General features: G+C 70.2%; 10 protein-coding genes and 1 pseudogene. 6 read left to right on the top strand and 5 right to left on the bottom strand.

All coding sequences use genetic code 11. The features are described from left to right. Positions 1-139: 139 nt before the first annotated feature. Positions 140-271 (bottom strand): hypothetical protein, encoded by a 132-nt coding sequence (locus ACWGDB_RS33975; RefSeq protein ID WP_453825980.1) that lies wholly within the window; start codon positions 269-271, stop codon positions 140-142. Between the two features lie 220 nt (positions 272-491). Between ACWGDB_RS33975 and ACWGDB_RS33970 the strand changes: the two genes are divergently transcribed. Continuing rightward, positions 492-3,146 carry a SpoIIE family protein phosphatase gene (locus tag ACWGDB_RS33970; protein ID WP_453825979.1) on the top strand — a complete coding sequence of 885 codons (2,655 nt, stop codon included), beginning with the start codon at positions 492-494 and terminating at the stop codon, positions 3,144-3,146. Between the two features lie 56 nt (positions 3,147-3,202). Here ACWGDB_RS33970 and ACWGDB_RS33965 read toward each other — a convergent pair whose 3' ends face one another. Beyond that, entirely contained in the window at positions 3,203-4,081 is an 879-nt protein-coding gene (locus tag ACWGDB_RS33965) for an ABC transporter substrate-binding protein (RefSeq protein WP_453825978.1), read from the bottom strand. 374 nt (positions 4,082-4,455) lie between these two features. Beyond that, a pseudogene (locus tag ACWGDB_RS33960) lies at positions 4,456-4,928 on the bottom strand (dihydrofolate reductase family protein); the annotation flags it as partial. 524 nt (positions 4,929-5,452) lie between these two features. On the opposite strand from ACWGDB_RS33960, the gene ACWGDB_RS33955 reads away from it, so the two are divergent. The 5 genes from ACWGDB_RS33955 (at position 5,453) to ACWGDB_RS33935 (ending at position 13,174) form a co-directional block, all read left to right on the top strand. Continuing rightward, positions 5,453-5,857: a hypothetical protein gene (locus ACWGDB_RS33955; RefSeq protein ID WP_453825977.1), complete on the top strand. Its 405-nt coding sequence runs from the start codon at positions 5,453-5,455 to the stop codon at positions 5,855-5,857. A 7-nt stretch (positions 5,858-5,864) separates the two neighbouring features. Beyond that, positions 5,865-7,088 (top strand): hypothetical protein, encoded by a 1,224-nt coding sequence (locus ACWGDB_RS33950; RefSeq protein ID WP_453825976.1) that lies wholly within the window; start codon positions 5,865-5,867, stop codon positions 7,086-7,088. Between the two features lie 134 nt (positions 7,089-7,222). Beyond that, positions 7,223-8,419, top strand: coding sequence for a hypothetical protein (locus ACWGDB_RS33945; protein ID WP_453825975.1), 1,197 nt, complete (start codon positions 7,223-7,225; stop codon positions 8,417-8,419). A 1,147-nt stretch (positions 8,420-9,566) separates the two neighbouring features. Continuing rightward, on the top strand, positions 9,567-12,011 hold the full coding sequence (locus ACWGDB_RS33940; protein WP_453825974.1) for a zinc dependent phospholipase C family protein: 2,445 nt from the start codon (positions 9,567-9,569) through the stop codon (positions 12,009-12,011). After that, the gene (locus ACWGDB_RS33935; protein WP_453825973.1) at positions 12,011-13,174 is read left to right on the top strand and encodes a hypothetical protein; all 1,164 of its coding nucleotides are present in this window, start codon (positions 12,011-12,013) and stop codon (positions 13,172-13,174) included. Before ACWGDB_RS33940 ends, ACWGDB_RS33935 begins: the two co-directional genes overlap by 1 nt. A gap of 596 nt (positions 13,175-13,770) precedes the next feature. Here ACWGDB_RS33935 and ACWGDB_RS33930 read toward each other — a convergent pair. Both ACWGDB_RS33930 and ACWGDB_RS33925 read right to left on the bottom strand, forming a co-directional pair. After that, on the bottom strand, positions 13,771-19,632 hold the full coding sequence (locus tag ACWGDB_RS33930; protein ID WP_453825972.1) for a toxin TcdB middle/N-terminal domain-containing protein: 5,862 nt from the start codon (positions 19,630-19,632) through the stop codon (positions 13,771-13,773). After that, positions 19,629-23,111 (bottom strand): Tc toxin subunit A-related protein, encoded by a 3,483-nt coding sequence (locus ACWGDB_RS33925; RefSeq protein ID WP_453825971.1) that lies wholly within the window; start codon positions 23,109-23,111, stop codon positions 19,629-19,631. The genes ACWGDB_RS33930 and ACWGDB_RS33925 overlap by 4 nt, the downstream gene beginning before the upstream one ends. Position 23,112: the final 1 nt, after the last annotated feature.

The following is a 23,112-nucleotide window of genomic DNA, read 5'->3' as shown; positions in this document are numbered from 1 at the left end:
CAGCGCAAGGGCGCGCGAGGCCACGGATCCACATCGTCCCGGACGACGGCCTCCCGCCGGCCGCCGGCGTCTGACCGCAACGGCGGACCGACCGCGTGAAGACCGCCCGGGTGCCCCGGGCGGTCTTCGGCATGCTCGTCTAGGGGTGCTGGGCTATCTGGGCGGCGAAGCGTTCCAGGGCGGTCATGAACGGTGCCGGCTGCGCTCGGTCCAGGGCCGCCGCCGGGGGCGAGACCGGGATGCTGCGCCGTGCCCACCTCCGGGTCCGCATCCGGACGTCTCCCCCACTTGCCTCTTGCCACGGCATCCGCCAGGCGAGCCCGTCCTGAGCCGCGCCCGCCGGACCGTTCACTGATACTGAGAAAATGGGGACGTATGGGCGAAATGCCGCGGCGAGCCAACGGGACGACCGAGCGCCGCCGAAGGCCGGGCCGCCGGAAGCCGGACCGGAGGCCCGTCAGCATTCGTCCGGCCGACGTGTGCTGTCGTTGATGAAGCCACGCAGCGTCGCCGGTCAGGTCTTCCTGCTGCAACTGGTGGTCGTCCTGCTGCTCATCGCCACGGCCGTGGTGGCGCTCGTGATCCAGGACCGCAACCGCGCGATCGAGGAGGCCGGTGATCGGTCACTCGTGGCGGCCGAGTCGTTCGCGAACGCCGCAGGCACCGCGGAGGCGATGACAAGCGATGACCCGACGGCGGCACTCCAGCCACATGCCGAGGCGGTGCGCAAGACGACCGGCGTCGACTACGTCGTGGCGCTGAGCCCCTACGGCTTCCGGTGGACCCACCCGGACCCGGACCAGATCGGGAAGCACGTCTCTACTTCCTACGGCCAGGCACTCGAAGGCGAGCCCCACCAGACCACGTTCGACAGCAGCCTCGGCAAGGCGGTCGACTCGACGGTGGCCGTCTTCGACGACAAGGGCACCGCGGTCGGGCTCGTCACCGTGGGGGTCACGGTGGACAAGGTGACCAGTGTGGTGCAACACCAACTGCCGGTGATCATCGCCGCCGGCGGTGTCGCGCTGCTGCTGGCCGCAGGTGGGTCGGCACTGGTCAGCGGGCGCTTGCGGCGCCAGACCCGGGGCCTTGGGCCAGTGGAGATGACCCGGATGTACGAGCACCACGACGCGGTGCTGCACGCGGTCCGCGAAGGCGTGATCATTCTGGACGGCGACGAAAGGCTGCTGCTGGTCAACGACGAGGCGCGCCGACTGCTCGCCCTGCCGCCGAAGGCCGAAGGCAGACCGGTCACCGGACTCGGGCTGAGCCCGGCCCTGGCCGGACTGCTGGGATCGGGCCGGGCGGCCACGGACAAGGTCTTCATGGCCGGAGACATCCTCCTGGCTGTCAACGTGCGGCCCGTGGGCCCGAAGGGCGGCAGCGTGGCCACCCTGCGGGACACCACGGAGCTGCGCGCCCTCGCGGGCCGAGCAGACGTGGCCCGCGGGCGCCTGCAACTGCTCTACGAGGCCAGCACCCGGATCGGCACCACCCTCGATATGAAGCGCACCGCCGAAGAGCTGGCCGAGGTGGCGGTCCCACGCTTCGCCGACTTCGCCACCGTCGAGCTGGTCGAGCCCGTGCTGCTCGGTGATGAACCGACGGGGTCGCATTCGGAAATGCGCCGCATCGCAACCGCGGGCATCCGGAAAGAGGCGCCGCTCCACCCTGCCGGGACGCTCATGCGGTACGCATCCGACAACCCCGTGGCCATCAGTATGACCACCGGCCGGCCGGTCCTGGTGGAGCACCTCGCCATGGCCGACGGATGGCGTGCCCAGGACCCCGAGCGGGCCCAGAAAGTCATCGCCTACGGTATCCACTCCATGATCTCGGTGCCGCTCCAAGCCCGAGGCCAATGGCTCGGGGTCGTGGAGTTCTGGCGTTCGGAGCAGGACCCCTTCGAGTCGGACGACCTGTCCCCCGCCGAGGAGCTTGCCGCCCGGGCGGCCGTGTGCATCGACAACGCGCGCCGCTACACCCGCGAGCACACCACGGCCGTCACCCTCCAGCGCAGCCTGCTGCCCGGCGCACTCCCCGAGCTGTCCGCCTTGGAGGTCGGGCACCGCTACCTGCCGGCCCAAGCGGGGGTGGGCGGCGACTGGTACGACGTCATCCCGCTGCCGGGGGCCCGGGTGGCCCTGGTGGTCGGAGACGTCGTCGGACACGGTCTGCATGCCGCCGCGACGATGGGTCGTCTGAGGACCGCGGTGCACAACTTCGCCGCCCTGGACCTACCTCCGGACGAGGTTCTCGTGCACCTGGACGGCCTGATCACTCGAATCGACGAGGACGCGACAGCCCAGGGCAAGACCGAGGCCGTCACCGGCGCCACCTGCCTGTATGCGGTCTACGATCCGGTCTCCGGGCGGTGTGTTCTCGCCCGGGCCGGTCATCCCGGTCCGGCTCTGATCTCGCCCGACGGCTCCGTGACCTTCCCCGACGTCCCCGTCGCCCCGCCACTCGGCGTGGGAGGAGGTCTGCCGGTCGAGACGGCCGAACTCCGACTCGCCGCCGACAGTCGACTGGTCCTCTACACCGACGGCCTGATCGAGGCCCGAGGCCGTGACATCGACATCGGGCTCGCCATGCTGAAGGAGGCGCTCGCCAATACGTACGGCGCCACCCCGGACGACACCTGCCGGGCGGTGCTCGAGGCCATGCTGCGCACCAGGGCGAATGACGATGTCGCCCTGCTCGTCGCACGCACCCGGCTGCTCGACCCGGAGCAGGTCGGGGAGTGGGAGGTGCCCGACGACCCCGCGGCCGTCCCCCGAATCCGCGCCGAGGCTACCCGCAGGCTGGAAACCTGGGGGGTCGGCGAGTCCGCGTTCACGACCGAGCTGATCCTCAGTGAACTGGTCACGAACGCCATCCGGTACGGAGCGAGCCCCATCAGTCTGCGGCTGCTGCGCGACCGCGACAGCCTGATCTGCGAGGTCGGCGACGGTACCAGCACCTCCCCGCACCTGCGCCGTGCAACCTTCACCGACGAGGGGGGCCGTGGTCTGTTTCTCGTCGCGCAGTTGTCCCGCCGCTGGGGAACCCGGTACACCGACCGAGGCAAGATCATCTGGGCTGAGCAGGCGCTGGACGCCGAAGCCGTCGGGGACCTGAGCGGTCTGCTGATGACGGACCTCTGAAGCGGGACGGAAACCGGGCCGTCGTCCGCCCCGGGGTGTGCGCACGCCCCGAGCGTTCAGGAGCCGTCATCGACCGTGAGGTACGGGATCTTGGCAGGGTCCTGGCCGAAAGCGGCCCCGAGATAGACGGCCGACAGTTTGGCGAGCGTCCCGTCGTCGATCAGCTGCCTGATGATCCGGTCCAGTTCGTCCTTGTCGGGTGACCCCTTCGGGTACAGGGCGCCGTAACCCTGGTCGGTCCTGTACTGCCCCACGAGGCGCACCCTGCTCTCCTTCTTCTGGGGATAAGCCAGCAGAATGGTCGTGTCATGGACGACCGCGTCGATCCGTCCCTCCTCCAGCGCCGTGACCATCTCCGGATCGTTGGCGAAGGCGGTGACGGGCCTGGCCGGCTTGAGGCGGTTCTCGACGAACTCCTCGCCCGTGGTGCCCTCGGCCACTCCGATGCGGACGTCAGGGATGTTGTCTTCGTTGATCTTCTCACCGTCCCTGATCAGCACTCCCAGGGTCGAGGAGAGGTAGGGCGGGGAGAAGTCGGCCACCTTGCTCCGTTCCGGGGTGATCGTGATCTGCGCCAGGGCCAGGTCGAAGTCCTTGGTCCGGCCGGACACGACCTCCGGGAAGGGGGCGTTCTCCACCTTCACCCGGTCGAGTCCGGACCGGTAGGCGATGTTGGCGGCCATGCAGTACTCGTAGCCGCTCTTGACGGATTTCGGGGTGTCGCCGTTCCACCAGCCGGGCGCGGGCAGCGTCGTTTTTACTGTGAGAGCGCCCGCTGTGTGCGGTGAAAGGCGAAACTCCCCGTAATGGCCCGAGACCGGGCAGTCGCCGTAGTGGGCGTTCGGTGACTCCGACCCGCCCTGGTCACAAGCCGCTGTCGCGACGATGAGCGTCACGCTGACAGCCAGAGAGACGATCGCTGCCGCGGCGCGCATCATTGCACCTCCGGTAGGGACACACTCCTTGAGTCACCATAAATCACCCGGAACCATACGACTGCCGGAACCATGCAGGAGGCTCCGAGGTGCGGGTCCGGTCACCCGCAGTCCGGCTGTGTCGCCGAGCCCGGCCACAATCAGAAGCCGTCCATCGGTCCCGGTGTCGGCGCATACCGCGGGAGGCACTCGCGGCCAGATCCTCAGCATCAGCGCGGAGAACACCCGGCACCCCACCACGAGCGACTCATCCGGCACCACCTGGACCAGCACAACCTCGGACACGCCCCCGCACCCTCGGCCTGGCAAGCTCCGCCTGCCCCACCTGGCGAAGACCATCGACGGGGCGGACGCCCCCTCTCGCAGTCGCAGCCTCAACTCGACTGGGCCCCGCGACACCTACGCCTAAACAGGTGGTGGGTCACCCCGCTCGGGCTGGGCACGACCTCCAGGTGAAACCGGTCGAGCAGCTCATCAGGGCACTCCCAGAGTTGCAGCCCGGACCTGAGCTTCACCGGCGAGACCGCCACACTCATGCTGTCGACGAGGCCGCTATCAAGGAACTGCCGGATGACAGCGACCCCGCCGCCCAGTCGAACATCGTTGCCCTACGCCGCCTCCCGCGCCCGGGCGAGGATCTTGGCCGAGCTGCCGTCGACGAAGTGGAACGTGGTGCCGGAGAGCGTGAACGACGGACGCGGGTGGTGGGTCATGACGAACACCGGAGTACGGAACGGGGGCTCCTCACCCCACCAGCCGCGCCACTCATGGTCCCGCCAGGGCCCGCACTGAGGCCCGAACCGTTGCGGCCCATGCTCTCGGCACCGATGTTGCGCGCGAAGTCCCGCATGCCTGACGAGTAAACAGGTGGATCAACTGTTGAGAGTCATGAACTTCAACGTCTCGAGTGACGGAATCGGTGCCAGTTCTGTCGCGTCATCGTGCGGCGAGGTGCCGCAGGTCATGACATCGAACGTGACGTAACCGAATCGGCAGCGGACCACGTTCTTTCTTTGAAGCGGGTCGGGGAGCAAGCTGGTCTTTTCTCAGCCTTCGGCGATGATCCGCGCGAGCAGTTCCTGGGCGCGTAAGCCTCCGGGCGGTCGCTCGTCCCGGTGTGCGCGACCGCACGGACCACTCCGACCTCGACTGCGAGCCGTGCGCCCGGGCCGGAGCCCATGCGCTGACAGCAGGATGGCCCGCCTCCCTCAGATCTCGGGTGAAAACTCTCAACACGCCTATAACACACGGCAGTTGGGCATGACCGCAAATCTTGCGAAAGCTACACGCGGCGGGACCGCGTTCCCTACCGTGAGTATCCGGCACGTCATGCTGCGTGCTCGACTTTCACGGGGGGAGAAGAGCCGGCTCATGGACCCTGTCACTTTGATCACCACCGCACTCGTGGCGGGTGGGGTCGCAGGCATCTCAGGTGCGGCATCCAGCGCGGTCCAGGACTCCTACCAGGCGCTCTGCGATGCGGTGCGCCGGAAACTCTCGGGCGGGCAGGGTGAGATGGAGGAGCAACAGGCCCGCGTGGACGTGCTGGACGCTTACCTCACCGACCCGGTCGGCCACCATGATGACCTTGTGCGCACGCTCGCCACGACGCACGCCGACCGCGACGCCGACCTGGCCGACGCCGCGCGGGCGGTTCTCGTGCTGACCCACCCCGGGACACGGAGCGACCAGCGGACCTACACCGTCGACGCACGCCACGTCCAGGGTCTCGTGGTGGGCGACGGCGGCCAACAGACCAATCACTTCTCCGGGTGACGGCACCATGAGCGGCCGGATCACCGGCGACCGGGGCCTCAGGCCGGACCCGGAAGACCAGAGGCCCCTCGATCTGCGAGGTGCCCAAGGCGTGATGATCGGCTCCGGCCGTCAGCGCAACATCTTCATCAAGTACCTCGTCGAGCTGCCGCGCAGCATCAAGGTGGTACTGCTCCTGCTGCTCTGCCTGGCCGCCATCGCCGGCGGGGGGTGGATCGCCTCCCGGTGGATCATCCCGCAGATCGCCCCCACCTACCGCACCCAGTTCCTCGTTGACACGGCGAAAGGCACGGACCCCCGCGGAGCATCCGACGTCGCCGCCTCCGTACGGACGACGGTGGGCAACTCCGGGGACGGCGACGCGCTCGCCCTGCGCACCTTCGGCGGTGCGTGCGGGGCGAGCGACAACACTCGGCGCCTGGTCGACTTCACGACTGACGACCGGCGCGAACTCGCACAGGCCACCGAGAGCATCCAGGCCGCCGGGGAACCCACCCTGGTACGCGGGATTGTGGAGGCGGTGCAGGACTTCTCCCGACCGTTCGACCTCGCCGCCACCCAGATGAACCGCGTCATCGCGATCACCCGTCACGGCGCGGACGCCTGCGACGACGACATCGCCTTCGTGGAGAACGAGATCCGGGACCGGATCCGCGCGGCAGGGCTACGCCTCGAGTTCCGGGTGGTCGGCTATCAGGTACCGAAGGCAGAGCGTGACCGGCTGCGCCGGATCGCCGCGGGCGCAGGAGCCCCGGATCCGCTGCTCGTCGACACACTTCCCGAGCTGGAGGCCGCCGTGGACTGGTATGCCAACGACGAGCCGGTCCTACGCGGGGCCCGAAAGGTCGTCGACGCACTCAATCCCGCCGTCGAACAAGTCGACGCGGCCGTGCGGGCGATCGACGAAGGCCGATTCGAAGCCGCCGAGGGCCACCTGCGCACGGCACGCGGGGCGGACCCCCGGGTCAGGGCGGTCCTCGAGGACCTGGCGGGCCGCACCAAGAACCCGACCGAACGCGACATCAACGCCCGCGCCACACAGCTACGTGACCGGCAGCGACGCGTCATCGAGGCCGCCGACGAACTCTTGGACTCCGAACGGTCCCGAACCGCCGGCGGCCCTGACCCGCGGACGGCCTACCGGAGGGCCGCCGACGCCTACAACACGGAGGCCGAAGCCTTGAACAAGACACTCGCCAAGCTGCGCGCCGAGTCCCCGGTTGCCGCATGACAGGCCAGCAACCGGCCGAGGACGCCGCGGCCGACAGGACCAGGGAACCAGCCGCTTCCGGCAGTGTCGGGACGCCCTCAGAGTCAGCCACGGCACCTCGGAGGTCCCGGCGCGGCAAGGTGATCACCGCCCTGATGACAGTGATCGTACTGCTCCTGGGCGCCGCCGCGTTCTACGTGTACCGCTCCGTACCGGACCACCGCACCGCGTTCCTCGTGGACGCGTCCGTCCCCGTGCCGGCCGCATCGACACGCCGTGGTGCCGACTTCGCCGCCGTGGCCCGTGCCGTCGGCTCGGCGGCCCAGAACGCGGGGGAAGATGACGCCCTGTCCCTGCGCAGGTTCGGCGGTGACTGCGGCAAGCCCGGGAACACGTCGCAGGTCGTCGGGAGCGGAACCAGCCAGGGACGCAAGATCGCTGACTCCGTCCGCCAGGTGACGCCCGGCGGACAGGCGACGCTGGGCAGCGGAATCGCCGCGGCGATCGACGACTTCGAAGGTCTCTACCCGTTCCGCGGGGAGAAGAGCAACCGCATCATCGTGATCACGAGCAACGGCAGGGACGCCTGCACGTCCGATCAACGCGCACTGCTCAAGGACGCCCATGACAAGGCGAAGGCCGCCGGGCTGGAGCTGGAATTCAGGTTCGTCGGCTACAAGGTACCCGCCGGCGAACGGGCCGACCTCGGCCGGCTCGCGACCGCCGTGAACGCGCCCGCGCCACGTTTTGCGGACACAGCCGACACACTCACCCCCGAGCTCCAAAAGCTGATGCCGCCAAAGGAGCACGAAGCCCGGAACGTGACGGTTCCCAGCAGCCCCGGTGCGCCGGAGACATCAGCGCGCCCCGAACACCCCTTCGTTGTAGGGCTCTTCACCGGCTGGGCGGTCAACGTGACGGGCACGCCGGTGCGCTGCGCCGCGACGACCAATGCGACCACCGACCGGGAGTGCCGGTTCAGGATGCGCGAGGGCGACAGCATCACCTTGACGGCCGCCGTCAGCGGCCCCAATCCCAACCCGTTGGGTGATCTGGCCGAGCAGAACAACCCGCATTACGAGCCACGCAAAACTCCCTACTGGTACGGATGCGACGAAGGCCCCAGGTCACGTACGTGCACGGTCACGATGACCAAAGAACGGGTTCAGACCAGCAAGCGCTGGGCGGACAGCGCCTCGTCACCCACGGGCATGGCGGCCACCCGGCTGCTGGCCTGTGTGACAACCGAGGAGACATCGGTCCTGACCCTCGCACGCACCTGCGCCGCGCTGACCGGCTCCGAGGCACCGCCCGACCCTCAGGTCACCTATGCCGACGGTTCGATTGGATGAGCGAGCCAGGACGCGAAGGCATCGTCCGTGCACCACAGGGCCCGCAGCGTCGGCGGCGTGGCGGACTCGTCCGATCGGCCGTCGTCTCCCGCGGAAGCCATCCGGGTGTGCCACAGCTCGGTCCGCCCCGCGTGGGTCACCACACCGGTGGCGTTGACCCAGCGGGTGTCGCCCGGCGGGCTCAGTACCGTCCGCCCAGGGCACTTCCAGTCCGGTCTGCAAGGGGGTCGGCGCGTCGATCGGCAGCGGACCGGCCGGTGCGGCTCCACGCGGCAGAGCGGCGGGAGACACGCTCAACGCAAGCTCGCCCCAGGCCAGGAGGGACTCCTCGGTCAGCGGGATGCTGTGCACATCGTCCGGCAGTTGGAACACCAGGCGGCTGACTCCGGCTCGCAGGGTGTCGACGGGCCAGTTCCGTGGCCCGTCTTGTCGCCGCACCTGTTCCGCGAGGTGCTGGGAGGGGAACCGTACGGCGAGACAGCAGGGTTGCTCTCCGGTGCGCCGGAGGCAGGGCCGGTGGGGCTCGCTCAGGTCGGGGACCAGGTTGCCGGCGTCGATGTCGAGCCAGAGCTGGTCCTCGCGCCGACGAATGCGCAACGGCGTCCAGATCGCCGCCCTGTTGTCGCCCATGTAAGTAATCGGAATCACCGTTCGTCATGTTTCCCCCATCAGGACCCTGATCAGAGCAACAATCCGCAACCTCCGTCACGCGGGCGGATCATGTGCCGGGCCCGGAACGGCCCTCAGTATCCCGCCCGTGCGTCTGGCCGAAGCCCGCTTTGTTCAGCTCGCTCGACCGGGCGGGAGAAGTCGGCCATGTCCGCGGACCTACTGCGGCGGCACTGCTGCTTCGGCGGAGGACCGTGGTGGGGCAGTGGCGGCCGCCGACGCAGCCGAGGGGCAGTTGGGGGTTGGGCGGCGGCTGCGTTCGAGCTCGGATCCGCAAAAGACGGCGCGCCGGTGACGCTGCCTCCGCTCGGCACGAGCCTCGCTCACTAAACTCATCCGCCATCCTGCCCGACGGCCGCGGGGGAAGCGGTCGACGGTCCGCCCGTTTCCGGAAGCCGCAGGACACCGACAGGCGGTCGAGGCCACGGTTTCCGGCGCGGTACTCGGCCCGCAGGGCTCGACGTGGGAGGTGCCCGGCATGCCCGGTTGGTACATCCACATGGAAGCGGCACGACTGGCCGCGGAGCGGCTGCAAGCCGGAGCGGTGCCGGCCGATCACGGCCTGGACCCCGCGGAGGCACGGCGGCTCGGAGCGTTGGCGCACAAATGGCGCAACTATCTGGCGCTCGGCTCGCTCGGCCCCGATCTGTTCTATTTGCTCCCCGACTTCAAGGCCCCGTACGGCGGGCCGCTGTTCAGCGTCGCCGAGTGGGTCTTCGACGTGTGGGGCACCGTGGAGGAGCAGTTCCTCGGGCCCTGGGAGAAGTGGATGGGGCCGGTCGGCGCGAACGACCGGCAACTGGCCTCGCAACTGACCGGGGGGCTCTCACAGCAGATCGCCCAGGGGCTCGACGCGCTCACCGGGACGATCGCCCGGGCGGTGATGACCCTTCCGACACGCACCGTCGACGTGTTCGGGCAGTTGACCTCGGGCCCGCCCCAGGGCCTCGCCGAGTCCGCCTTCTACTGGTCGGACATACTGCACTACCGGCGTACCTACGACGTTCCGCTGGCCCTCTACCGGCGCGGCAGGCGCGCCGAGCAGGTGGCACAGACGGATGATGAGCGAGCCGAAGCAGAGGCCGCGCAGGCTTTCGCCCTCGGCTGGGCGAGCCACTGTGCGACCGACGTCGTGGGCCACGCCTTCACAAATGCCAAGTCCGGCGGACCGTTCCGGCTGCACTGGCAGCGCCACCATCTGGTGGAGAACCACTTCGACTCGCTCGCCTACGACAGCCGCCACGGAGCCGGTACGCATCACCGGACACTGGGCACCTCCGCCCTCCACTTCCGCATCGCCTGGCGGCAGCGCAACGACCCGCCATACAACGGCCGCCGGGACGCGCCCGCCTACGACTACTTCGCCGGCTTCCCCGCCTATCCGCTGGGATCGTCCGCCGCCGACGAGCAGGCGCGACGCCGGCACTTCTCAATGGACGCGGCCGAACTGCCGCCGAATCTCTTGCGGTTGCTCAGCGAGACGCTGCGCGAGGTCTACGCCGACGCCCTCCCGGACATCACACCCGAGGTGCTCAACACCTCGGAGTCGGCGCACGTGTACAGCGACGACGGACGCCCCAACGACCGGGCGATGCAGGTGATGTGGCAAGTCGTCTACCGCTACCTCGCCCACATGGGCACGGCAGGACTGTCGCTGGCGTCGCCCGACCCACCGCCCATCGTCAACGACCACCCATTCCCGGTACCGCCCGGCAGCCTGGCCCCCGGCGGCGCCGACCGGGGCATCGACCTGTCCGACGACGAGGTGACGGTACTCGACCTGTTCCTCGCCCTGATCGCCTGGATCCTGTTCGTCGGACAGATCGTGGTCTGGCTCGTCACCGTGCTTCCCGGTCTCATCGTGGATGTGGCGACGTACCCTGCCCGCGTGGTGCTGCACTATGCCGTGGTCGCCCCACTGCACGCACTGTACGTGGCGTCCCGGCGGCTGCTCGTCATGAGCGGCTTCCTCGCACCGGAGACCTTCGAGATCGATCCCGGCCTGGTGGCACTGGGCCGCAGCAGCACGTTCTGGCGCGGCTCCCTACGCGCTGACCTTGCCGATCCCGCGGGATTCGCTCCCCTGCCCACCGGTGCCGACGAGCGCAGCGGCCGCCCCACGTCGACGTCCCGGTGGCACGCCGACCCGGCGTATCCGCGTGACACCCCGCGTGACCCGGTGCCCGTGCTGTCCCAGATCCTGTCCGCAGCCGGAGCCCCGCCGCTCGTCCCCGGCAACGGTGTGGACGACCCGTACAGCGAGTGGGTGTTCCCTTGGCGCTATCCCGAACGCGACGTCCAGGGCCACCGCCTGGGCTGGGAGGCCGACTTGGTGCACGCCGGGCCCTTCGTGACCGGGGACGACGCCACCATTCTGCTCACCCCGCGGCCCACCGACGTGGCGATCGCCCACGAGTACGAAACGGCGCCCACCCCCCACCGCACCGAAGAGATCAGCGGGAAATGGCTGCCGGAAGACCGCCACCTGGGCCACCCTGTGGACTACTCGCTGTACCTGATCTCACGCCTCGCCCGTGACGAACGGGTGCCGAGTTTCAACCTCGACTCCGACCGGGCCTACGCCTGGCAGTGCTGGGACTGGACCCGCCACCGCCCGACCGTGGACCCTGCCACCGGGACCGCGTGGTGGGACTGCCGCCCCTTCAGCACCCCGGAATACGACACAAAGCAACCCTGCACCCCGCCCGCCCAGTTCGACCCGTACAGCGTCCACGAGCATCAGCCCGGCCGGCCCGCCAAGCCGCTCGACGAACACCGCTTCCATCCGGAGCACCGGCGGCTGTCGCGCTACCTGGACCCCCAGGCGGTCCCGATCCAGTGCGACGACCATGTCAAGGGGACATGTATCCCGGACGAGCAGCGTGCACAGGCCGAGGGTCTGCCACCGGAAGGAGAAGGCTGATGGCTCAGCGGCCCCGGAAGCGGAACACGGACGCCGGGCACGACCGGCCAGCCGGCTGCGACGTGGATCCCGAGCGGGGCGCTCCGCCGGGCGGCGGGCCGGACCCCCTCGCTCCCCCCGCGACGGAGCTCCCTCCCGAGGACCCCGGCTGGCGCCCCTCAGACCTGCTCGGTGACCTCCAGCAGAAGTTCGGCGGGCAGCTACGCGAACGCGACCGCAGCCGTCTCTGGTTCCCCCACCTGATGATCCGCGGGGCACCGGGCGACACAGGGCGCCGCCCTCTTTGGCCTCCGCAGCCCTGCTGGCTGAGCCCGGACATCCATCTCTTCCCGGCCGGGTCCTCGGTCGACCTCTCGCGGGCAGTGCAGTCGCCGGTGGTGGGCCGCGAGTACACCGTGGGCGTACACGTCTGGAACCTGGGGCGCTTTCCCGCGTACGGCGTGAGTGTGCGTGCCTGGTGGGTCGAGCCCGGTTTCTTCAGCGGCACGCAGGACCCTCGCTATCGCCCTCACTTCATCGGCGGGACCTTCACCGAACTGGGTGACCGGGACTCCGGACAGGCACACCGGATCGTCACCCTGCCGCAGCCCTGGCGCGTGACGGACCAGAACGAGGCGCACGAGTGTCTGATAGCCGTCGCGGAGGCCTTCGCGGACCCTTGGACCGGTGCGTTCAGCCCCAATGGCGACCGGCACGTCGGCCAGCGGAACCTGACGCTCGTTCGGGGCGCCACGGATACCTCCTCCGTCCTGGACCGCCTGGGCGCCAAAGTGGTTCCGCTGGACCGCCTCGAGGTCCATCTCGGCAGCATGCGCCCAACACCGCTCAAGGGGGCGGTCGCCCGCGGAACGGCCCGCGACGACGATCCGGGAAGGGGCTTCGGCCCGCTGGAGCCAGGGCCGCCGCGGCGTATCGCCGAGCTGGTCCTCTCCGACGACGGCTGGCTCACCGATCGGTCCGGCGCGGGCGACGGGCGGCGGGCGGGCGGCAGCCTTCGCCGCCTGGATACCCACCGCCTTGCCGAAGCGATCGCCCGGCTGCTCGGGGCCGTAGGCACCACCGCATCCGACCTGCTGGCTTCCCCACCCCTCAACGGGGCCCGGTCCGCAGCACTTCATCTCAGCACTTCCGGCACCGGGTACACGGTCGTGCTCACTTCTTGACGACGGTCTCCTGCATCCGAGGCGTACCGGGGTGAGGGGTATTGAGACGCACACGCTCAGGACCGGATCACAGCGGGAGTATGCCTTCCTTGGTTGCCTGCACTGCTGCTGCGACGAGGAGATGAAGCGCTCCGGGCCCCCGCAGGTCCGACGAGGGGTCGCAGCCTTGGACGTCGGCGAGTGCGGCTGCATGCTCGTCGACGCCCGCCTCAAAGCGGTGACTGCCCACTGCGCCGCCGCGGACTGCTCGGTGAGTCCGTCACCAAGCGCCGCGGTTGAAGAGCTCTCTGTCCCGGCGACGGTTCTACTGCAGCCACTCTGAACCGAAAGGCGCGGCGAGGGCCAGGACCTCAACACCGACCCGCTGACCCAGGGCAAGGGCGTACAGCGCACGCTGCACCGGTGGTACGCGCGGTACTCCGCGGGTCCTGGCTGCCCCCGGAGCGGCTGCAGATCCTGCACCAGACGCCGGCTTGGCAACTTGTGCGGGTGGCCACAGCATTTAGTGGACACAGGAGCATCAGAAGGCTGGACCGGCCATCTGCGGAGAGCCGTACAGCGGGGAGCAGAGGCCCCCCGCTGTACGCGCCAGCTGCTCAGAACTTGCCACTGACGGAGATACGGGCTCCGGTGTTCTTGACGAAGTCGACGACATCGTCCGCCAGGTCGAAGGCAAACAGGACCGCCACTGTCTCGATCAGCAGGGTGCCCGCGACGGGGTTGAAGACGAATGTCTGCAGGACGTTGAATCCGGTCGGAGCGCCGAAGTTGAACGCTGTGCCCGCGAGGCTGGTGGCCGTGGTGGTCGCGCCTTGGCCGACGGCGGCACCCACGCCGGCCCCGGAGTTCCCCACCTGCCCGGCGGCCTTGGCGCCTTCGGCGAGCGCGCTTTCGACCTCCTTGCCGGTCGGCAGCCGGGGACTGATGTTGCCGGTGCCGAACCAGCCCTGGGCGAAGCCATAGCTCGCCAGCCCGAATACCAGGCCGGTGACGAACCCCGCCAGCGCCCCTTGCCAGGTCTTCTCCCAGATCTCCCCGAGCGTGCCCGTGCCCCCGGCGAATCCGGCCGCGAACCCGGTGGCGGCGCCCAACAGCGCACCGCTGACCGCTCCCGACAGCAGGAAGGCCGCGAGGGACTTGGCGCCGAACGCAGCGGCGAAACCGGCCCCTGCCAGCGCGCCGCCCAGCGCTGCGGCCCCTGCCAGCGCTGCTCCGAGCAGGATGCCCAACAGCACATCGCCGCCTGCCTGGGCTGCGGCGATGCCGCCGACTGTGCCCCCGACCGCCATCGCGGCGAACACTCCGATCATGGCGCCCAGGCTGATCAGACCGACCCCGAAAGTGACCACCGTCAGCACGACGACGGCCACGACCGCCACGATCGCCAGCGCGATGTGCCACCAGGCCCGGCCCGACGGATCCCTCAGTGTGACGGGGTCGTTGGCGGCGTAGGCGTAGCGGTTGAGGCCCACCGGATGCCACAGGTCCGCGGCAACGGTGTCAGGGACGAGGTAGCGGCCCAGAACGGGGTCGTAGGGCCGCTTCGGCGACAGGTAGAGGGCCACCTGTTCCAGCAACTCGTAGCCGTCGTAGGTGTCCCGTGGCCGGTCTCCTGGCTGGATGGCGAGGATCCGGCCGAACGGGTCGTACGCGATGCGCTGGACGACGGTGCCCGTGCCGGTGGTCATGAGGCGGACGGAGCCCCGGTGGTCGGTGTGCCACCGGCGGAGGGTTCCGCCTGGGATGAACTGTCCGATCCGGGCTCGGCCGTCGGTGACGATGCACAGCAGTTGCCCGTCGTGCAGTTCGACCAGTTCGTCGAGCAACACGATCCGCCGGGTTCGCCCGCCGGCCGTGATCTCCCGTACGGCCCGTTCGTCGAACGCCCCGTAGGACACCTGGGCGTTGGCCTGCCCGGTGATCCCGGTGAGACGGTCACGTCCGTCATAGGTGAGCGTTCCGGCGGGGCCCCCGGTCTGACGTCCGGCCGCGTCGTAGTCGTACCGCTCCGCTCCGGCCATGGTGACGCACACCGGTGGTGCGCCGCGTTCGCCGTAGCGGAAGTCGCCCACGTCGCTGCGGGAGAGGATGTTGCCCGCGGGGTCGTAATGGAAGTCGAGGGCGGGCCCGGTCCCGGGCTCGGCGCGGGTCAGCTGGTACAGGTCGTCGCGCTGGTACGTCCATGCGTCAGCCGGCGTCGGTCCGGCCACCGTCAGGACGTGCCCGGCGCGGTCGCGGGTGAGCCTCTCCTGGTCCAGAAGCAACCCGGCCGCGTCGGTCACCTCGGTCTGCGAGAGCCTGGACAGCGTGTCGTACTGCTGGGTGACATGGACTCCGCCGGTGTACACGGTCCTCAGCGGCTGGCCGGCCTCGTCGTAGTCGATCGAGTCGATCACGCCGGGAAGCGCCGTCAGCAGCCCACGCGGGCCGTATTCGTACGTCAGGACCGGGCCGGGGGTGTCGGGCACGCCGTTCGGATAGGTGAGCGATACCGTGCGGCCCAGCCGGTCGGTGCGGCGCCGGATGTCGTGGACGCTCCCGTCGGTCAGCGACACACGGCGCCGTTCGACCTCGCCGCGCACGTCGTAGTCGAAGGTGAGAGTGCCGCGAACGTCGTCGACCGCAGCGAGCCGGCCGATGCGGCGGCCCGGAGCACTGCCGCTGCCGACGTCGGCCCGGTCCAGGTAGTGGTAGGCCACGTCGGGCTGTCCGTCCTGGCTGCTGCGGACCATCCGGTTGAGTTCGTCGAACCGGTAGCCGGCGCGCTGGCCGGCGGCGTTGCGCCGCTCCACCAGGTTGCCCGTCGCGTCGTGGACGAACAGGACCGTGCCGGTCGCCGGATCGTCCACTCGGATCCGCTGCCCCAGCAGGTCGTACGTGACCGTGGTGCGCCGGCCATTGGCGTCGGTGATCTCCACTGGCTGATCGCGCAGGTCGTACCGGTAGCGCGTCACGGTCTCGGTGCCGCCGGTCCGGGACACGACCCGGCCGACCCTGCCGGCCGCGTCCAAGTGGTAACTGGTCGGTGTGCCCTCGTGGGCACCGCCGGCCAGCGTGTCCTCCTCGTCCCACATGTCGGACCGGCCAGGGACATGTACACCGAGCCGGAGGGCGCCGTCGGGCAGATTCACCCGCAGTGGTCGGCCGAGCACGTCGAAGCGGGTGGCGAGGTGGGGGCGAGTCTCGTCCGGGCCCTGCGGGTCGGGCCCCACGGGGGTACGGAACGGCAGGTACTGGCGCGCCACCAGGCCGCGGGAGTTGCGCCACACCGCGTCGGTCATCAGCCACGACCCATCGCCGTCGAGGCGTGCCTTGCCGACTTCCCGGCCGTCGGAGTCGACGAGGCGGCGGGTCGTGACCCGCTCGTCGCGGTCGGCACCGGGGTACTCGACGGTCTCGACGGCCGGCCCGGCCGGATCGAGCAGGTACCGGTAAGTGACCGTGGGCGCGTACGGCTCGTCGCCAGGGCGGTACTCGGCCGCCAGCCGGGCGAGGGCGTCGTAGTTGTTGCGGCGGACACCGCCGTTGCCGTCCGTGAGGGTGGCGGGCCGCAGAGCGTACCCGTCCAGCGTCGCCTCGATGACGTTGCCGCGGGCGTCGGTACGGCGCACCGGGAAGAGCCGGTCGGCGTCGAGGCCCAGGGTCACCGGTGTGCCGCGCGGGTCGCGGCTGACCAAGACCCCGGCAGTGGAGCGGTCGTAGCGACGGACGTACACCCACCAGCCGTCCTCGCCCGTGCGGCGGTGGTAGCCGAGCGCGGCGAGGTCGGGCGGATCAGCGCCGTACACGGCAGCCACCTGGGCATCTCGCAGCGCGAGCCGTTCCTCGGACGTGACGAGACCGAGCGTCACCGAACCCTCCGGAAGGCCGGTGAAGGGCTGACCGTCGTAGCGCAGCACTCGGGCGTCGACGACCGTACCGGTGCCGTCGGTCTGGGTGGTTCGGGCCGGCCGATCCGTGATCCACCGGCCCCGATCCGTGGCGTATGCCGTGACCGTGCGCAGTTCCTGCGTGGCCGACGGGTCGGCGGCAAGGATGCTTCGCTGCAACTGCTCGGTGATGTTGCCGAAGTCGTCCCAGCCGACGGTGGCGGTGACGGTGCTGCGCCAGGGCTCGGCGGCACCGTCGAAGTGGTCTTCCCGACGCTCTGTCAGCCGTGGCGAGGCGACGGTTGCGCCGGCCACGTTGGCGACGTGTGCCTGCCAGGTCTGGCGTACGTCGAACAGTGGGGCGTCGGAGTCCGGGTCGGCAGTGGCTGGATAGCCGGCGGAGCGGGTCACCCGGCCGCGCAGTACCTGCGTGGCCAGCCGCTCGGCCGGGGTGGGCGCGCGGTCGGTGCGTTCGGGGGTGCGACCGAGGTGGAATTCGGTGCGCTTGAGCAGGGCCTCGACCGTGTCGTCGCCCTCCTCCACCTCGTCGACCCGGGCGAAGCCGAGGAACCGGCGCAGCGCCGGATCCCAGTGCCCGTCGTGATAGGCGAACCGGCTGACGCGCTCGGCCGCCGCCGGTGCCGTCTGCCGTACGCGGCTCACCACGGGCAGGGGGAATGGCAGCGACGTCGACCAGGGCCTGCCCAGTTCAGCATCCCGCCGTGCCTCGGCCGGTGATGTGCTGTAGACGATCTCGGTGACATGGCCGAGGCCGTCGTCGACCCGGTTCAGCAGATAGGGCTTGGTACCCAGGTCCACCAGGCAGGCGGTCGGCCGGGTCCGATGCCGGGTGGTCAGCAGCAACCCGGCACAGCCGGTGCCACGCAGGTCCACCGGCTCCACCCGCTCGGCCGTCACGCCTGGCACCGGGGCGACGGTGATCTCGGCGCCGAACGCGGCACCGCCGAGGTTGGGCCAGATACGGACCGCGGCGGTGTCCACGTAGACCAGGTCGGCGCAACCGTCTCCGTCGACGTCGGCGAGCAGCAGCCGGTCAGGCCGGTATCCGGGCGGCAGCACTGGACTTCCGGTCATGGTTCGGGGCGGCCCCCAGCGGCCGTTGCCCAGATTGGGCCAGTACCGCACCCGTCCGCTGCGCACCTCCACCAGATCGGTCAGCCCGTCGCCGGTCATCGGCGCGACATGGACATCGGGGGAGCTCAGGTCGAGACCGGTGAGCGGATGGCTGTCGCCCACCGCCCGCCGGTCCACGCGCCGCCAGTCGTCTGCCCCGCCGTCCGTGGACACAGTGGCCAGCACCCCGTCGGCGAGCCGGAGCAGGTCGGCCGCGCCGTCACCGTCGAGGTCGAGCAGACGCACATCGTCGTCCCAGGGCGCGAACGTGGGCGAGTAGACGCTGACCACGGGCGCACCGAGGACGCCCTGACCGTCGACCGGGTAACGGTGCCTCAGGCCCCGGCCGACCGTGACCAGATCGACCCGGCCGCGTCCGGTGAGGTCAGCGGCGAAGGTGAGCGTGTCGGGCGGGGCACCGGGCAGCCCGGTACGGGCCAGGCGGCGTGGCGGGGCGAAGGCCAGTGCGCCCCGGTTGCAGGCCACAGTCGGCACCGCGCCGAGGGTGACCGCATCCGGCAGCCCGTCCCCGCTCAGGTCGGCGACAGTGCCGCCCGGTTCGGCCAGTGCCCTGGCCACAGCCGGCTCGACTGCCCCTACGGCGAACCCGCCGCCGGTCGTGTACCCGAACGCGAGCCGGGGGAAAGCCGTTGTACCGCCGTCAGCGGCGTGCCCCGAGAGGGTCACCCCGGCGAGCAGGCTGTGCCCGGTGGGCCAGCCTGCCGCGTAGTCGAAGGCGTAGCCGCGCAGCAGGCTCGGAGTCCGCGCCGGGGCGTGTACCTCGATGGACTTGCAGCGCCGCGTGGTGATCAGGGGGAATCCGGGGCGGCCGTCGAAGACCGGATCGGGCCGGACCTCGTAGCGCAGTTCCAACCGGTAGGCCGCCCAGGTCACCGACTCCAACAGGCCGTCGTCGGCCCAGGCGTACACGATCTCGTCGCCGGCCGGGCGAATCGAGCGCTCCAGAAGCCAGGCGTAGACCCGGGACGGATCGGCCGGGTCGGCGATCCGGGCAGTCGTCGTGGTTCCGACCACGTGGCGCACCCCGGCCCGGTCTGTCAACGCGAAGCCGGCACCCTGCCGGAGGATGCGCCAGCCCAGCCCGTCGGTCTCCGGCACGAGCCGCCCCGGCTCCCCAGGCGCCTCCACCAAATGCCCGGCGCCAGGCAGGACCAGCGGATCCGTGCCGTCGTAGCGAGGCAGCCGCCCGTCGCAGGACCGCTCGATCCGCACCACGGGCAGGCACCAGCCGAATCCGAACGGCCCGTCGCCGAAGCCCGTCGCGTACTGCAACGTCAGCTGCGGGGTGTGCCCATCGACGCCCTGTGGCAGGTCGAGCGGGATCGCGTAACCGCCGCCGCCGGTGTTGAGGTCGGGTGTGAAGCTCCCGCCCAGTCCACCGACACTACCGCCGCCCTTCGGCAGGCTGAGTACGTCCGGAGTCGTACCGTTCACGCTTCACCTCGCCGGGTGTAGCTGTACTCGACGAAGAGCAGGACGTCGTACACGGCCGAACTGTCGGCGGGGTCGGCCGCGGTGGCCAGTCCCCACTCTCCCAGGACGTCAGCGCCGTGCAGTGCGGCCAGGGCCGAAGTCGTCGACGGCACTCGTCCGTTCGCGTCCGGGATGACGTCGGCGTTGGCGCCGCCGGGAGCCGTCAGGGTGAGAGGGATGGGGGGAGTCGAGCCGTCACGGCCGAGCAGCTGAAGCGACACCGTCCGCACGACCGGGTCCACATGGTGGTGCGGAAGGTACTCGGGCCCGATCGGCAGGGTCGCCGCGCTTTGGCTGCGCCACAGGAAGAACCGGTCCGGGAAGTCGTTCCCCAGGCTGAACGACGTGTTGGCGCGCAGCGCCTCCGGGGGCAGCGGGGCCGCAGTGATCTGCGCGGCGAGCGCACGATCGAACTGGGCCTCGAAGTGGAAGGTCACCTGGACGTCGACGATGAACCGGTAGTCGACGTCGTTGACGTCCGGCGGGTACCGCAGTGTCCAGCCGGAGGCCATGCCGACCCCCTCGAACACGTTGAGCAGTTCGGGCCGCGGCCGGAACAGCACGCTGTCGTCCCGCCCATAGGAGCTGAGGAGCATCGTGTCGACGTTCTGCAGCCGCCACTTGACGGTCCCATCGAGCGCCCGGTACTGGGAGACACCGCTGTTGACCAGTGTGCCGCGCAGCCCGCCGTCCGGGACCAGTCCGACCACCGCGACCTCGACGGCCTGGACCCGGTGGTTGTACGACCCGGGGTACTCCCGCTCCAGGTCGAACAACAGCGTGTCGAACGAGATGCGCCCGGTTCGGCGAAACCCGGCGAAGGCGAAGGGGAACTTCTCCGCGAGGGAGACGACCCAGCCCGCCCGCAGCGTCTTGTGTCCGGTGCGGGTGATCCGGTCGTAGGTGAAGTAGTCGAGGTCGGCGAGGAGCTGATCGGAACCCAGCATCCCGTTCACGGCACTGGCCGCGTAGTCCGCGCGGATCCGGTCCACGGCGGTGTCGTAGTCGAACTCGTACGCCCGCTCCGCAAGCCGGGCGACGCGGGTCGCCCAGTACAGGTACCGAAGGGCCTGCTGGTGCATGAAGTCGGCCAGCCGCCGCCACACTTCCGGTGTGAAAAAGCCCTGTTCGAACCCGCTGAGCAGTTGCTGGGCCTGCTGTCGGCGCAGCCGCGCCGCCTGTGCCGAGAGGTCCGCGGCCCGCGCCCTGGCCTGGGACAGCGCGACTTGGTCGCTCGCCTGCTGGGTGGCGAGGGCGAGTTCGTTGATGTTCTGCTGCATCCGCAGCAGCTCGTAGTCGCGACTGATCACCCCGAGCCGGTGCCGATTCGCGGCGATGACCTCGTGGATTCGCCGCCCGTCGCCGGGAATGGGGTGGCTGAGCTCCCAGCTGTTCTGGGAGCTGTACCAGGCGATCTGCCGCTCCAGCCCGATCTGTTCGCCGGACATCGACGCGTAGGCCTGACGCGCCGCCTGCGCGTCGGACCGGCGCAGACCGGCGAGCTGCTGCGCGGTCTGCGCCAGGTCGATCTCGTCCCGCGCGGCAACAGCCTGCTGCTCTGCCACAGCCACGTCGGCGCTCGCCGCCGACACCGCCTGCTGGAGTTGAAGCCGGGTCAGCTTCCCGCTCTCGTAGCGGTCCATGAACTGGATGAAGTCCCGCTCGGAGGCCTGCGCCTGCTGAGCCAGGAACCGGGCGGCGCTCTGCAGGTAGTCGAAGGTGAACGGCGGCACGAAGTCGGCCGGGACGCCGAACCAGTCCAGACTCTCGCCGAGTTGGGCCACCTTGGCGGCGATATCCAGCACAACCGCGCCAAGACCGGCGTCAAGGTCGCCGGGCAGCGTCTCGGGGTCGGTCAGCAGGCCGTCGACAAGGGTGCCGACGGCGGCGAGTGCGGGCAGCGTGTACAGCGAGCCGTCGCCGCGGGTGCCGTCGGCTGCCACGACCCTGCCGTAGGCGGCCAGCGCTCCAGCGAGGTCGTCCCGTCGGTACAGCGTGTCGCCCTCGCCGAGGTAGGTCTGCGCGAGGCGCAGCCACAGCACCGGAGCTTCGAGGGCCGGGTTCAGATACGGGTACTCGGCGGCACGGTAGAGCCACAGCCGGGCGTTGGCCCAGTCGCCGAGTCCTGTGTACGCCTCACCGAGGCCCACCGGAATCACGTAGAAGAAGAGGTGGGCCAGTTGTACGGACACGTCGACCGCACTCAGCACGGACCAGCGCAGCTCCAGATGGGTCTTGGCCTTGGTCCGGGATTCGTAGGCGGCCGATACGAGGCCTGCGACCGAAGGTGCTGCGGCCTTCCGCCAGTTGACCGTCCTGATCTCGGAGCCCAGTACGAACCCCGCCGTGTACCGCACCTCGCGGTCGTCGCGTTCCAGACCGTCCGCAAGGGGATCGCTGCGCCATGCCGTGGCGATCAGTGGATCGCGCACGACGAGCCTGATGCCCCGGCCGAGCGCCGCCTGCACGTCGGCGCTGACCACCCGCAGGCCGCCGTCCCGCCCGCCCGTCAGCAGCCCGCCGACGCCATTGCCGACGCGGGCACCTGTGACGACGAGGTCCGCGGTGTCGCCGATGTCCGTGTCGTGCGTCGGAGTGCCTGTGCCTAGCCGGCCGAGCGACCTCATCACGCCCAGGGCGCTTCCCACGCTGCCCGCCGCTTTGCCGGACTGCTCATCGGTCTGCTTGAGTACTTCCTCGGTCCTCGCGACCTCACCGGTCGCCGCCGTGACGACCGCCAGGTTGTGCATGGCCTGGGCGGTGCCGAGCGCGTTCTCGGCTTCGCGGAACCCGTCGGCTGCGGAGTTCAGGAGTGTGACGGCCTGATCGCTCCGGCCCGCCTGGGCGGCCGCGGCCCCCGCGTTGAGCAGCAGGCCGGCCCGGGCGACCTTGTCGTCCTTCGCCTGGTCGGCTGCCGTCGTCAGCTGCTTCACCGCGACGTCGTATTCGCCGTTGTCGAAGGCCACCATGCCGAGCCTGGCCTGCTCCGCGAACGGCACAGCCCTCCCCGTACCCGGCCGGGGCAGGGCCTTGGCGGCTTCCCCGTAGCCACCCAGCCTGGTCCGGTCGATGCTCGCGTCAATGACGGGGGTGTCGGGGGTACGCGGTACCAGATCGCCGAGCAGCACGGCACCGGCGCGGACGACGTCCTTCAGGTGCGCCACGTCGTGCGGCGCGCCGAAGTGCGGGTCGACCGCCGCCGCCCGCGCCGAACCGCCGTCGGCGAGCAGCCTGAAGATCCGATTGCGCAGCGATTGGTAGGCCTGCGTGGCTCCCAGGTAGTCCCCGGCCAGCACCAGGCCGTGCGCCTTGTCCAGTTCGGCCTTGATCTCGTCGAGCACCGCGGTGCGGGGCGACCTTGAGGCCATCGCCTCCTCGCCTGCGGAGGCGGCCCGCACAGGGTGAGCGGAGTACAGCAGGACAGCCGTGTCTGGGCTCATG

The sequence above is a fragment of the Streptomyces sp. NPDC055013 genome (genome assembly GCF_053608645.1).
Note: the sequence above shows the minus strand (reverse complement) of the source record. Positions and strands in the feature narration are given on the sequence as shown.